Annotated in this window: 13 protein-coding genes; 4 read left to right on the top strand and 9 right to left on the bottom strand. The window is 65.3% G+C overall.

The window, feature by feature from the left end; translation table 11 throughout:
* Window positions 1-64 precede the first annotated feature (64 nt).
* The 7 genes from C7I87_RS34675 to cysK form a co-directional block, all read right to left on the bottom strand.
* Entirely contained in the window at window positions 65-2107 is a 2043-nt protein-coding gene (locus C7I87_RS34675; protein ID WP_149908426.1) for a hydantoinase/oxoprolinase family protein, read from the bottom strand.
* Window positions 2108-2277: 170 nt separating this feature from the next.
* Window positions 2278-2634, bottom strand: a complete 357-nt coding sequence (locus C7I87_RS34680; protein ID WP_149908427.1) for an endonuclease domain-containing protein — start codon at window positions 2632-2634, stop codon at window positions 2278-2280.
* A gap of 96 nt (window positions 2635-2730) precedes the next feature.
* Entirely contained in the window at window positions 2731-3357 is a 627-nt protein-coding gene (locus tag C7I87_RS34685) for a CDGSH iron-sulfur domain-containing protein (protein WP_149908428.1), read from the bottom strand.
* Between the two features lie 113 nt (window positions 3358-3470).
* Entirely contained in the window at window positions 3471-3842 is a 372-nt protein-coding gene (locus tag C7I87_RS34690; RefSeq protein WP_149908429.1) for a hypothetical protein, read from the bottom strand.
* A 144-nt stretch (window positions 3843-3986) separates the two neighbouring features.
* Window positions 3987-4343 (bottom strand): hypothetical protein, encoded by a 357-nt coding sequence (locus C7I87_RS34695; protein ID WP_149908430.1) that lies wholly within the window; start codon window positions 4341-4343, stop codon window positions 3987-3989.
* Window positions 4344-4393: 50 nt separating this feature from the next.
* The gene (locus C7I87_RS34700; protein WP_149908431.1) at window positions 4394-5881 is read right to left on the bottom strand and encodes a pyridoxal phosphate-dependent decarboxylase family protein; all 1488 of its coding nucleotides are present in this window, start codon (window positions 5879-5881) and stop codon (window positions 4394-4396) included.
* An 11-nt stretch (window positions 5882-5892) separates the two neighbouring features.
* A complete protein-coding gene (gene cysK / locus C7I87_RS34705; RefSeq protein ID WP_149908432.1) occupies window positions 5893-6981 on the bottom strand; it encodes a cysteine synthase A in 1089 nt (362 codons plus the stop codon).
* A gap of 191 nt (window positions 6982-7172) precedes the next feature.
* On the opposite strand from cysK, the gene C7I87_RS34710 reads away from it, so the two are divergent.
* Window positions 7173-9218 (top strand): BTAD domain-containing putative transcriptional regulator, encoded by a 2046-nt coding sequence (locus tag C7I87_RS34710; protein WP_373424815.1) that lies wholly within the window; start codon window positions 7173-7175, stop codon window positions 9216-9218.
* A gap of 98 nt (window positions 9219-9316) precedes the next feature.
* The gene (locus C7I87_RS34715) at window positions 9317-9493 is read left to right on the top strand and encodes a hypothetical protein (protein ID WP_188394120.1); all 177 of its coding nucleotides are present in this window, start codon (window positions 9317-9319) and stop codon (window positions 9491-9493) included.
* 43 nt (window positions 9494-9536) lie between these two features.
* Here C7I87_RS34715 and C7I87_RS34720 read toward each other — a convergent pair whose 3' ends face one another.
* Window positions 9537-9845 (bottom strand): UBP-type zinc finger domain-containing protein, encoded by a 309-nt coding sequence (locus C7I87_RS34720; protein ID WP_149908434.1) that lies wholly within the window; start codon window positions 9843-9845, stop codon window positions 9537-9539.
* On the bottom strand, window positions 9845-11536 hold the full coding sequence (locus tag C7I87_RS34725) for an FAD-dependent oxidoreductase (protein WP_149908435.1): 1692 nt from the start codon (window positions 11534-11536) through the stop codon (window positions 9845-9847). The genes C7I87_RS34720 and C7I87_RS34725 overlap by 1 nt, the downstream gene beginning before the upstream one ends.
* A 217-nt stretch (window positions 11537-11753) precedes the next feature.
* Between C7I87_RS34725 and C7I87_RS34730 the strand changes: the two genes are divergently transcribed.
* Together C7I87_RS34730 and C7I87_RS34735 are read left to right on the top strand one after the other, a co-directional pair.
* Window positions 11754-12692 carry an ATP-grasp domain-containing protein gene (locus C7I87_RS34730; RefSeq protein ID WP_149908436.1) on the top strand — a complete coding sequence of 313 codons (939 nt, stop codon included), beginning with the start codon at window positions 11754-11756 and terminating at the stop codon, window positions 12690-12692.
* Window positions 12693-13014: 322 nt separating this feature from the next.
* Window positions 13015-13842 (top strand): helix-turn-helix transcriptional regulator, encoded by an 828-nt coding sequence (locus C7I87_RS34735; protein ID WP_210250687.1) that lies wholly within the window; start codon window positions 13015-13017, stop codon window positions 13840-13842.
* Window positions 13843-13900: the final 58 nt, after the last annotated feature.

Genomic DNA, 13900 nt, shown 5'->3' on the forward strand with positions numbered 1-13900 from the left:
CAACACGCCTCCCGCAACATTGCGCAACAGGCCCACAAGGGGGGAGATCGCTCCTCTTCCTTCCTTACACCGCGATCCTTGGCCTTCCCGACGCCACCGCCACGATATGCGCTTCGATGAACATACGCTGGGCCTCGACCGTCGAGACACGAAACTCCGTGGCCACGTCGATCTCGGCGCTGTCGGTGCCGGCATCAAGGGCCCGCTGGGCGACGATCGCCCGCACGTCGGCCTCGGCGGCCGCGATCGCCGCCGCCTCGTCGAGGAAATCACGCACCGTTTCACCCGAGGCCAGCCGGAACAGGCCTTCCTTGGGCTGGCTGACGCGGGCCTCGGCCGAGACCCGGACCTGGCCGACGACGGCGCCGAGCGCGTTGGCGACATCGGTATCCCCGGGCACCACGCAGTCATTGCCGACCAATGGCGCCAGGCCGGCATAGTGCAGGGGGGCCGAAGCGCCCAGCCCGATGACCGGGCGGTCGAGCGCGACGCTGAGGCGCGCGATGCCGGGGTGGGCGTCGACGGCGCGCTGGACCAGCGCGTGCGCTACCGTCGCCGCGCCATCGAGCCCGTCCTCGGCAAAGGCGGTTTCCAGGATGTATTCGGCCGACCAGCGCGTCAGTGTCAACAGCACCCGCTCCGAGATCGCTTCCGGCGAAGCCGCGATCGACTGGCCACGGCCATCGCGCCTGCGGGCGAACAGTTCGGCGCCGAGGCGCGCGGCGGCGGCATCCCAGTTCGCCTGCTTGCCGAGCACATGCGCGGCGTCCGACGGCGTGAAGCCTGAGATGTGCACCAGCCCGCGCGAAACCAGCCTGTTCAAGGTGGCATTCTGGGCATTCGAGGTCAGTAGCCTGTCGAGAGCAAGCGGCGTCGCCCCGATCGCCTCGTAGAGCTTTGCCTCCGGGGCAGTCAGCCCCGCGGCGAGCCGATCCGGCACGCCGGTGCGAACCGCGAACCGGCCGTCCATGCGGCCGGTGTTGGGGGCGCGCAACTGGCGTTCGAGTTCCGCCGTCACCGCCTCGCCATGCGCCATGCCGGCCAGCGCCAAGGGCACCAGGCGGCGCGGCCCAAGCAGTATCTTCGGGTTCAGCGCGCCATCCTCCAGCGTCACCTCGGAATCGCCGCCCAGGCCGAAGGTGCGCATGGCCACCGCCTCGACCATGGTGCGGAAACCGCCAACGGTCGCGCCTTCCGGGTCGAGCCGTGGCCGGCCGCCATCGAGCACGGCGACATCGGTGGTGGTGCCGCCGATGTCGGACACCACGGCGTTGTCGAGCCCGGTCATGTGGCGGGCGCCGACGAGGCTGGCGGCCGGACCCGAGAGGATCGTCTCGATCGGCCGCTGGCGGGCAAACGCCGCCGAAACTAGTGCGCCGTCGCCGCGCACCACCATCAGCGGAGCGGCAATGTTGCGCGCCTGAAGGAACCCCTCGGTCGCCGCCACCAGCCGGTCGATCATCGAGATCAGCCTCGCATTGAGCAGCGTGGTCAGCGCCCGGCGCGGACCGCCGAGTTTGGCCGACAGCTCATGGCTCGATGTGACCGGCAGGCCGGTCCTGTCGCGGATCAGCTCGCGGGCTGCGATCTCATGCGCGGGATTGCGGGTGGCGAAATAGGCGCAGACGGCAAAGCCGGACACCGAGACGCCGAGTTCCGGCAGCATCGCCTCCAGCCCGGACAGGTCGAGCTTTGCCGCGTTGCCGTGCACATCATGCCCGCCCGGACAAAACACCACCGGATCGGTGCCAAGGGCCGTCTTCAGCCCATCACGGGCAAGATCGGCCTCGGAAAAGCCGATCATGACCAGCGCCACGCGGCCGCCCTGGCCCTCGACCAGCGCGTTGGTGGCGAGCGTCGTCGACATCGAGACCAGTTTGATGTCAGCCGGATCGGTGCCCGCCTTTTCCAGCACCGCATCGACGGCACCCGAAATGCCGACGGCCAGATCATGCCGCGTGGTCAGCGCCTTGGCCTTGGCCAGCACCTTGCCCTTGTTCGGCCCCTGCTGGTGACCTTCGGTCTCGGACCACAGCACGGCATCGGTGTAGGTGCCGCCGGTGTCGATGCCGAGGAAGAGAGGCTTTGGCTTGGATTTGGTGGTCATTTTGGGGCGGAAGTCCGGGCAAATGGTTTGGTTGCCTGCCCTTAGCCGATACGGGCTTGCGGATAAAGCCGGGAGAGATGGGCCACAAGCAATCTCCCCCCTCGTGGGGGAGATGTCCGGCAGGACAGAGGGGGCGCTGTCCCGCCGACCTCGCCGCAATCATGGCACCATCAGCCAAGCCCGGCCGCAATCACAATATGCCGGCAGACATTGTCGATGTCACGGATGACGTCGTGGTTCCAGAATCGCAGAACTGTCCAGCCGTCTTGCTCCAGGCGCAACGTCCTGGCTTCGTCGCCGGTGACTGGGTCCGCATGCTGGGAGCCGTCGACTTCGACGACAAGTTTCTTTTCCGGACAAGCAAAGTCGACAATGTAACCGGCGATTGGAAATTGCCGGCGGAAGCCAAGCCCCATCAGGCGGTGCGCGCGAAGCTCGTTCCAGAGCTTCAATTCGGCTGATGTCATGACCTTGCGCATCGATCTGGCGTTTGCGCGATGTCTTGGAGGCAATGGCGTATGAGGCATTGTCACTGCTCGCTGGGTGTTGAAGGTAGCGCTCTACGGCGCCCCCCTCTGTCCTGCCGGACATCTCCCCCACGAGGGGGGAGATTGGCTACTCACCTACCCCACAAACCCAACCTTCTTATGCGACCCATCGCAGAATGGCTTGTTCGCGGAATGGCCGCAGCGACACAGAAAAACCTTCGTGGTGCGGTCGACCGTGTGGCCGGTGCCGGTGACGATCTCGACATTGCCTTCGAGCTTGAGCGGGCCGTTGGTGGTCGGCGTCGCCTTCAGCGGGCCGTCACGGGTCTCCAGCGCCGGCGTATCCTTCAGCGCCGGTTCGCCGGTGGCGGCAAAGCCCGCCTTGATGTGGCTGTTGTCGCAGAACGGCTTGTTCTGCGAGGCGCCGCAACGGCAGAGCGTGGCGCGATAAAAAGTCTCGTCGCCAAGCACGATCTCGGCATGCACCGCCAGCGGGCCGTTTTCGCGCAGCCGCACGGTGTTGACCGCAGGCGGTTTTTCCTGCGGCCCGCCATCCTTGCGGACATAGGTGATGGCGCCCGAGGGGCAATTCTCGGCCAGCGCGACGATCTTCTCGACGCTGGCCGCCTCGGGATGAATCCATTGGCCCGGCGCGTTGGGCACGAAGACATGCGGGTCGCCGAGCACGCAATTGCGCGAGTGGATGCAGCGCTTGCCGGAAAATCCGACGTCGATCTTGTCGCTTTCGACCATGCCGGCCATTGGCGTGCTCCCTGTCTGCCTGGAGCACGCCGTGCCTGAATGTACGCGGCGTGCCTTGGGTGTTTGGGGAGGCTATGGCTCCCAGCAAGAAAACCGTCAAGCTGGCAAACCGGTCAGGGGACCAGATTGATCTCCTCGGTCTCGCCGCCGCTGCAGGTATAACAACAGTCCTCGCATTTTTCCTTGTTGCCGGGGCCGACGCCCCAATAGGTGCCCTCATCGCCATCGACCCAGGCGCCGTAGCAGATCGATTCGCCTTCGTTGCAGGAAATCGGCAACTGCCTGGTCTCGCCATCGTCGAGATAGAAGTCCTTGCCATTGCCTGGCCAGACATAGTCCCGGTCCTGGCTGTAGAGCTCGAGGCGCATGGCGTTGGGATGGCTGTTCTTGACAGCGAAGGTGACGTCGCCGGCATGGGCCGACGGCACCAGCAACATGGCGAGAGAAAGCGCGGCCAGCGAGCGGCGCGCGTAGGCGTAGAACATGGTAACCCCCTGAATAAGCGGCCCATCCGGCCGCGCCGCAACCATCGCATGCCGTGCTGAATCGCGGAAGTGGGGCTGGTGACTGGATCCCTGACTTAATTTGGGTCCGACACCCCCTACCTTCTCTTATGGCTTGCCTTTGTCTTACGGCACCAAGTCGATCGTTTCGGTCGTGTGCTCCACGCAGATGAAGCAGCAGGTATCGCAAGGCTGGTCGTTGTCTGGCCCGACGCCGGCGGAAATCTTGTCATTGCCACCGACCCAGGCGCCATAGCAGATGCGTTCGCCCTGATTGCAGGAGATCGGCACCGATTTCTGCGAGCCCGGATCGACAAGGAACACCTTGTCGTTGCCCGGCCAGACCGTCTCGCGGTCGCGGCTGAACAGTTCCACCGCGACCGCTTCCTTGCGCAGGTTCTTGACGAAAAAGGCCATGTCGGCGGCCTTGGCCGAGGTGGCCAGGACCAGTGCCGCCAGCGCAACCATGCGAAACAGCGTCACCGCCGACCTCCCCCGAATCATCGCGGGCAGACTGGCACGCTCGCCCGGAACTAGGAAGACGCGCGGCCATCCGCGGCGATCTCACGGCCCAGCCTCACCACTTCACGCACCAGCAGATCGAGATCGTCGCGTCGGGTGCGATGGTTGGTGATCGCCACACGCAGCCAGTGCTCGCCTTGCACGGTGGTGTCGGAGAGTGAGGCGATGCCTTGCTCCTGCAGCCGCAGCATGATCTCGGTGTTGAGCGCCTTCAGCACCTCGCCCGCCAAACCGGGCTGGTAGCGGAAGCAGACGATGTTGATGGTCGGCGCCGCCGCCAGCTCCAGCGAAGGCTCGACCTCGATCAGCCCGGCCAGATAGGAGACCTGCGCGATGTTCTGGTCGATCAGACGGCCGAATTTTTCGACGCCATGTTCCTTCAGAGCCATCCACACTTTCAGCGCACGAAAACCGCGCGACGTCTGCAGGCCATAGTCATGCAGCCATTCGCCGGAAGCGAGGCCGCGCGGCGTCGATTCCAGATATTCCGGCGTCACCGCGAAGGTCCGGCGATGCGCGACGGCATCCCTGACCAGCGCGCAGCCGACCTCGAAGGGTGCGTGCAGCCATTTGTGCGGATCGAGCGCGACGGAATCGGCCCATTCGATGCCGGCAACGCGGTGGGCGTTTTGCGGCGCGATCGCAATCAGCGCGCCGATGCAACCATCGACGTGGAACCACATGCCTTCCTCGTGAGCGAGTTTGGCAAGCGCCTTGAGATCGTCGATCGCGCCGGTGTTGACCGTGCCGGCATTGCCGATGACGCAGGCCGGCGTAAAACCGGCTGCCCGGTCCTCCGCGATCGCCGCGCGCAGGGCCGATATGTCGATGCGCAGCCCGGCATCCGTCGGGATGCGGCGCAGCGCACGGTTGCCGAGGCCAAGCGCTTCCATCGCCTTGCGGTGGCAGGAATGGATCTGGTCCGAGCCATAGAAGCGCAGCGGCTTTTCGATGCCGGCAACGCCGTGCTCGCGCACGTCGATGCCGGCTTTGGTGTTGCGCGCCACGGTCAGCCCGATGAGGTTGGCCATCGAACCGCCGCTGACCAAGGTGCCGGAGGCCGAGGCCGGAAATCCAAGCATCTGCTTGCACCAATCGACCACCTGGCTGTCCATCAGCCCGGCGGCGTGGTTGCCGCCGCCGAGATTGGAGCCCTGGATCGCCGCCAGGAAATCGCCGATCGCGCCGGTGAAGTTGCTCGACCCCATGTACCAGGACCAGAAGCGCGGATGGATGTTGCCCATCGGATAGGACATCACGGTGCGGGAGACCTCGCCGTAGACATCGGCCAGCGGTGCCGGCGAGCGCGGCAGGGGTGCCGCGAAAAACGCTCGCACGTCCGCCGGCATTTCCCGCCACACCGGGCGGTCGCGCACGTCGCGCAGATAATCGACGGCATCGTCGACGACCCGGCGCGACAGGGCCTGGACATCGGCCCAGTCGGCGGGGTCAAGCGTTTCCTCGGCCACCATGCCGAGGGTTTCCTGCGCGATGTCCATGGCTGCCCCCCTCAAGCCGCCGGAAACTGGCAGCCGGGCGTCGAGCGCGACAGCGCCACTTCGTCGGCATCCATCTCGGCCTCGATACCGTCGAACAGCGGCGTCGACATGTAGCGCTCGCCAGTGTCGGGCAGCATGCACAGGATCACCGATCCGGCTGGCGCCTTCTCCGCGACCTGCCGTGCCACGGCGAAGGTGGCGCCGCCGGAAATGCCGGTGAAGATGCCTTCCTTCTGGGCCAGCGTCCGCGCCCATTTGATGCCCTCGGGCCCGGCGACCGGTATCACCTCGTCATAGAGGCTCGTATCGATGGCTTCCTGCAGGACATTGGGGATGAAGTCCGGCGTCCAGCCCTGGATCGGGTGCGGCTCGAAGGCCGGATGGCTGGCGGCGGGGGCGCCGTCGGCGCCGCGCTGCTGCGCCTTGCCGCTGCCGATCAGTTGCGCATTGGCCGGCTCGGAGAGCACGATGCGGGTGTCGGGCCGCTCGCGACGCAAGACCCGCGCAACGCCAACGACGGTGCCGCCCGTGCCATAGCCGGTGACGAAGCAGTCGAGCCGCGAGCCGGCGAAATCGTTGATGATTTCGCGCGCCGTCGTCGCCTCGTGGATGGCGGCATTGGCGGCCGTCTCGAACTGGCGGGCGAGGAACCAGCCATTGGCCTCGGCCAGCTCGACCGCCTTCTTGTACATGCCGAAACCCTTTTCGGCGCGTGGCGTCAGCACCACCTTGGCGCCGAGCATGCGCATCAGCTTGCGGCGCTCGACCGAAAAGCTGTCGGCCATGGTCACGACCAGCGGATAGCCCTTCTGCGCACAAACCATGGCGAGGCCTATGCCAGTGTTGCCGCTGGTCGCCTCGACCACGGTCTGGCCGGGTTTCAGCGCGCCGCTGCGCTCGCCCTCCTCGATGATGTTGAGCGCCAGCCGGTCCTTCACCGAGGCGCCCGGGTTGAAGAACTCGGCCTTGACGTAGATGGTCGCATGGGCCGGCGCGAGATGGTTGACGCGCACCACCGGCGTGTCGCCAACGGTGTCCAGAATGCTGTCGAACAGGCGGCCGCGCCCGGCGGTGCTCCTGATTTTCTGTTTGTTCAACATCGTTGATCTCCTCGATCGTGTTCATTTTCACGGGCCGGTTACAAACCGGCGGCCTGGGCGGCGAGGTTTCGAGACCTTGCCGCGCTAGGACTGACGTGCCGGCGATGCGGCAATGACCGCTGCCGGAGCGAAATTCGCTGCCGGATGCGCCGTGTCGTGTTTGGTGATAGAGCAAGGGCCGACAGGCCAGCATGGGAGCAGGCGTGGAAACGGACGTGGAATCCGCACCATCGAGCCAGGACGGCGGCATGCCGTGCCTGTCCGTGCGGCTGCTCGGACCGCTGACGGTCACGCGTAACGGCGTGCCGATGGCACTGCCGGCCTCGCGCAAGCTGCGGGCGCTGCTCGCCTATCTGGTGCTGGCGCCACATCCGGTTGGGCGCAGCCGCCTGTGCGAACTTTTGTGGGATGTGCCCAACGATCCGCGCGGCGAGTTGCGCTGGTGCCTTAGCAAGTTGCGCGGCGCTCTCGACACGCCGGACCGGCGCCGTGTCCGCACGCAGGACGATACAATCGCGCTCGATCTCGGCGGCTGCCATGTCGATGCGCTGGAAATCAGCCAAGCGGCCACGCACGGGATCGGCAGGCTTGATGTGGAGCGGCTGCGGGCGCTGACCGGACTGTTCGCCGGCGATTTGCTCGACGGGCTGGAACTCGACCGCAGCCCGCTTTTCAACAGCTGGCTGCTTGCCCGACGCCGCCGTTTTCACGCGTGCCACGCCGCCGTACTGGAGCGGCTCGTCGAAATCCTGCCGGATGGCTGCGACGAGACGATCGGCCATCTGGATCGTTGGGTGGAGCTGACCCCGTTCGACGGGCGCGCGCATCTGGCTCTACTGACCAGTCTGGTCCGCCGCGGCGAGATCGGCGCGGCCGAGCAGCACTTGGCGGCAACGCAACAGCTGTTTCAGTCGGAGGATCTGGATTTCGCGCCACTCCGCGCGGCCTGGCGGGCGCTCCGTGACCAACGGGCAAATGCCTCGCTCGGCGCGCAGCCGGCCGGCGTGTCCATGGTAGCGCAGTTTGTCGCCCCGCCAGGGCATGACGAGGCAGTCAAGCCAAGCCATGCCTCGCTGGCGGTGATGCCGTTTGTGGAGGAAGCCGGCCTGCGCGGCGGGCTGGCCGACGGCCTTACCCACGACATCATCACCCGTCTCGCCAAGCTGCGGGATTTCTTCGTCATCGCGCGCGGATCGGTGTTCGCGCTGGCCGACAAGGGCATCGCGCCCGAGGAGGCAGGCCGCCGGCTGAACGTCGACTATGTCGCCACAGGCACGGTGCGCAGCATCGCCGGCCGCCTGATCGTCAGCGTCGAACTCGTCGAGGTCCGCACCGCCAGGATCGTCTGGGCCGAGACCTTCGAGCGCCGTCCGGACGATATCTTCGCCGTGCTCGACGACATCGGCGACAGCATCGTGTCGTCGATCTCGGCGGAGATCGAAACGGTCGAGCGCAACCGCGCCCTGCTGAAGGCACCCAACTCGCTCAATGCCTGGGAGGCCTACCACCGCGGCCTCTGGCACATGTACCGCTTTACACAGGCCGAGAACGAAACGGCGCGGCATTTCTTTGCCAGGGCGTTGCAGCTCGATCCGACCTTCGCCCGCGCCTATGCCGGCCTGTCCTTCACGCATTGGCAGAACGCCTTCCAGCGCTGGGGCGACCGCGATCGGGAAAGCGCGCTGGCGTTCGAAAGCGCCGGCCAGAGCCTGCTGGTCGATGACCACAATCCGGCCGCGCACTGGGCGATGGGGCGGGCGCTGTGGCTGCGCGGCGAACAGGACGGCTCACTCGGCGAACTGGAACAGGCCGTGAAACTCAGCCCCAATTTCGCGCTCGGCCACTATGCGCTGTCCTTCGTCCACTCGCAGTCGGGCGATCCGCGGGCGGCAATCGGCTCCTCCGATCATTCCCGCCATTTGAGCCCGTTCGACCCGCTGCTCTTCGGCATGCTAGGCGCGCGGGCCATGGCGCATGTCCGTCTCGGCCAGTTCGAGGAGGCAGCCTTATGGGCGCTGAAGGCCGCGGCGCGGCCGAACGCGCACGCCATCATTCTGGCGATCGCGGCACATTGCCTGGCGCTGGCGGGACGGCTCGACGAGGCGCGCGGCTTTGCCGCCGCCATCCGCAAGACCTTGCCGGACTATCGCGCTGACGACTTCATCGGCACTTTCCGCTTCGAGCCCGACGCCGAAGCGTTGTTCCGGCAAGGCGGCAGGCGGATCGGGCTCGGTTGATTGCAGGCTTGAATGCCACCGTTAACGAAGTCGGAAGGAGTTGCTTAACCGTTCGCGGCTATGTGACCTCCCGGGGGGTCCATGGCAAAGTGAGTATGATGAGCGAAAGCCCCGACAAGCGCAGCGAATGGCGCGCCATTCTTCATATACAAGCCCGCGTCGCCGTGCTGTTCGTTCCGGTCGTGGCCAGCCTGCTGCTCATCGCCGCCCTTGCCGGCAACGATCGCAAATCCGTTCCGGACGTCGATCGCACCGTCACCGGGTCGGTGCGGTAGGTCCGGCCGAACCAACCGTTTTCCCTGGCTCTCTCCGGAGCACTCAGTAAAAGCGTGGGATCGGGCCGTTCTGCGGCGTCGTGCGGTCGCCGAGGTCGAGAAAGATCTCGTCGACATAACACCAGCCCCAGCCTTCCGGCGGGTCGTAACCCTCGATGATCGGGTGGCTGGTGGCGTGGAAGTGCTTGGTGGCGTGGCGGTTGGGGGAGTCGTCGCAGCAGCCGACATGGCCGCAGGTGCGGCAGAGCCGCAGATGCACCCACCACGAGCCGGTCTTCAGGCACTCCTCGCAGCCGAGCGCGCTCGGCGTCACGTCCTTGATCCCAGCCGCGTGTCCGCACTCGTCAGCCATCACACTCTCCCGACAGATTGAGGCGCGTCGGCATGGCTGCCTTCCCGCGCAAGAAATGCATGCAACGCCGCCACCACCTGGGCGCCTTCGCCGACAGCCGCAGCGACGCGTTTGACCGAACCGGAGCGTACGTCGCCGATGGCGAACACGCCGCTGCGGCTCGTCTCCATCACGCCATGCGCCGATGCTAGGTCCGATCCGGTGCGGATGAAACCCCTGGCATCCAGCGCGACGTCGGATTGGGCGAGCCAATCGGTGTTCGGGTCGGCGCCGATGAACAGGAAGAGATGGCGGATCGGCCGCGTCGTCAAGGCACCGCTCGAGCGGTCGCGCCAGCGGACAGCAGCGAGATTGCCGTCCTCGCCGTCCAGCGCCTCGATTTCGGTGCCGGTCAGCACCTCGATGTTCGGCTGCGCCCTGATGCGCTCTACGAGGTAACGCGACATCGAGGCCTCGAGACTGCCGCCACGCGCCAGCAGCGCCACCTTCCTGACATGGCTGGCCAGGTAGACGGCCGCCTGGCCGGCCGAATTGCCGGCGCCGACCAGCGCCACTTCCTGGCCGCCGCAAAGCCGTGCTTCGATGGGCGAGGCCCAATAATGCACTGAAGTGCCCTCGAACTCGGCGAGGTTGGCGACATCGAGGCGGCGATAGCGCGCGCCGCTGGCGATGACCACCGAGCGCGTGCGCACCGTCTCGCCGTCGCCGACCGCAAGCTGGTAGCGCGCGCCGTCGGTCGCGGCACCGAGCAGCTTCACCTCGTCGGGGATGACCATCTCGACGCCGAATTTCTGCGCCTGATTGTAGGCGCGCGCCATCAGCGCCATGCCGGTAATGCCCGTGGGGAAACCGAGATAGTTCTCGATGCGCGCGGAAGCGCCGGCCTGTCCGCCGAAGGCACGGCAATCGAGCACGATGGTCGACAGCCCTTCGGAGGCCGCATAGACAGCCGCCGCCAGCCCGGCCGGCCCAGCGCCGACAATGGCGACGTCATAGACTTTGCTGGCGTCGACCGGCCGCAGCAGGCCGATGCAGCGGGCGAGGTCTTTCTCGGCGGGATTGAGCAGCAGCCTGCCGTTTGGGCAGAGCACGACCGGCAGGTGGTGCGGATCGACTTGGAAATGCTCGAACAGGGTCTTCGCGCAAGGATCGGTTTTGGAATCGAGTACGCGGTGGGGCTGGCCGCTGCGAGCAAGAAAGCCCTGCAGGCGAAGGACATCGCCATTGTCGGCCGGTCCGACGATGATGGGACCGATCGTGCCGCTCTCGAGCAGCCCCACGCGGCGCAGAATGAGCGCCCGCATGATGCGCTCGCCGAGATTGGCCTCCTGCACCATCAGGTCGCGCAGCCTCTGCGAGGAGATGACGAACGCCTCGACCGCCTCGGCGGCCTGCGCATTGACCAGCGAGGGACGGGCCGAAAGCTGCGCCAGTTCGCCGACGAAGCTGCCCGGGCCATGCGTGACGATCGTCTCGCGCCGGCCAAGCTTGCCGTCCTGGGTGATATCGACCTCGCCCGACAGGACAACGATCAGCCCCGGGGACACATCGCCGGTCTCGAAAATGTGCTCGCCGGCGGCATAGGCGCTGGCCTCGCCGAACCGGCGCATACGATCGATGTCCGCCTCGGTCAGGGTCGGAAAGGCCTGGTCGCGGCGGGCGCCGAAGATCGCGGTGCTGGATTGAGACATGGTTGCGAACGTAGCGAAGCGGGCGCCCGGTTTGAAGCGGTTTGTTCGGGAACTGGCCAGGAGGGGAGGTTGGGAGATGGCAGCGACATCCTCGCGAGCCTCCACGGCGGCCAGGAAAACAATCGGCAGAAGTTTGCGTTGGCGCCGCAAGACTGTTCCTTGGTACCAGGGACAGACATGATCCGTCTCCAGCGCCGATTTGCGAGCGAAACCCGGCATGCCCCAGTTCAATCTGGCTTTCTACTGCTACCCAAAAAAGGAAGCGATCGAGGATTTCCGCAGGGCTGGTGCGTTGATCGAGCGGCGCGCGCCGGACATCAAGGTCCGCGTGCTTTCGACGGCATCCGCGCTGACGATGTTGCAGACGGCGACATTGGTCGGGAGGCCGACCCTGTCCATCGAGATGGACCGGCTGAAATGGCTCAAGCCGCTGCGCGGAACGCGCCTCGTCCATCAGCGCATGGGCAAGATCGAGGAACTGTCCGCCCTCGATGCGGCAGGACTTCCCGTGCCCAGGTGGACGGAAATCGCGCCCGGGACAAATCTCGATCCGGCAGCGTGGGGGCCTTACGTGGTCGTGAAACCTTCGCGTGGCAAACAGGGGGCATTCGTGCGCATCACCAAGACCGGGCGCGTGCGTTACACCGCGCCGGCGGACTATCCGCAAGATCATCCGGGCAGACGCGCGGCGATGATTGCCCAGCAATATGTCCATACCGGTCCATGGCCGACGGCGTACCGCGTGCTGAGCTATCTCGGCAAGCCCCTTGCCGCCATCCGGTATGAGGGCCGGCGTGACCTCAACCCGGTGAGTGGTTCCAGCGGTTTCCGATCGGCCCCTGGCGCGTCGATCGTGGCCTCGGCCAAGGGATGCTCGATTGGCCTTGCGGCGGACCAGGACGTGCTTGACCTTGCCGTTCGCACCCATGCCGTTTTCCCGACCATTCCGTCGCTCGGCGTGGACATCCTGCGCGACGCCGCGACAGGCGAACTGTTCCTCATCGAAATCAACCCCGTCGGCGACAGCTGGATGCTGTGCGGCCATGCCGGGCGCAACATACAGGAGCAGTTCGGCCTCGATTTCTACGAGCAGTTCGGCGCGCTCGATATCATCGCGGAGGCTTCGATCGAGGCCACGCGCAAGCTGGCCGTCTGAGGCGTTCGCTTTGCACAAATCAATAAAAAGCCCGGACGAACCGGGCTTTTTAGGTGTCTGAACCACGAACGGTTCGAAACGGGAATTTGGTGCCCAGAAGAGGGATTGCGCTCGCGTCCTGTTTAGCCATTGATTCTTATGCGTATTATGGTGTCCTGCCTACCGGCTGTTGCACAGTTCTGTAACACAATATCGGGCGCGAGCAGCTGTGCCGCGAATAATCCTTGACACGTATGCGTGTTAATCTACATGTATACATGTAAACACGGATTGGTGTAACAGACACGGGATTGGTTGAGGTAGTGCTATGTCGGACAACCGAGTGCGTGAACTGCGCAGGAAAAAGGGACTCACACAGAAGCAATTGGCGACGCTAGCCGGCACCAGCCAGCAGCAAGTTCAACGCATCGAGGCGGGCGCTCAGAACGCTCGGTTTGACCTTGCCATCGCTATCTGCGGTGCTTTGGGTGTTCGCATGCCCGACGCATTTCCTTCCACGGAGTTGGCACTGAGGCGAGCCGGCAAGCGCATGAAGACGATGGCAGACGCCTATTCGGACAAACGTACGGCGGACGAATTGAAGGCAGCCGGGCTTGATATGCATCCGGAATACTGGACATTCCGATACCGCCTGCGTGGAGGCGCTGACGGGGATCTGCCGATTTCTGGGACGGACTATGACAGGCTTTGGCATCTCGTTCAGGCGTCAGATGATGGAGCTTTTCTAGTCTTCGACTCGGGAAATCGACGCTACGCCATCAACCCCAAGCATCTTATTTTCTGTCAGTTTCTCTTTGACGGTCCTGGTCGACAGCCGCAGGACGATGAAGCCGACGAAGGCGAAGCGAGGTTCTATCTCGCCGAAGCGGCTGAGCCACTAACTTTCAGCGTTGAGCCAGACCTGACGCCTTTCGGCGATGATACGGATTGGGAAGGCGGCGAACTCCAAGGTTTGTTCCTCTCCGCCGAAACCGGCCTGACAGCCGACGAGTGGCTGACCTTTGAGGATGGCGACGGCGAGAGGGTCTTTATTCGTGCCGGCGAGGTGACAATGTTCTCAATCTCCCTGCCGGATGTCGATCCGGGAATGCGGGATGACGAAGAAGACGAGGAGGCGGAAGTGGCCGGCGAGGCGGTTGAGGCAGAATAGCAGCATCCGACCGGATCGCCGCGAGGGTCGCTCATCAGGCAACCTCACGATTGCGTTG

The sequence above is a fragment of the Mesorhizobium sp. SARCC-RB16n genome (assembly GCF_008520305.1).
Lineage (GTDB): Bacteria > Pseudomonadota > Alphaproteobacteria > Rhizobiales > Rhizobiaceae > Mesorhizobium.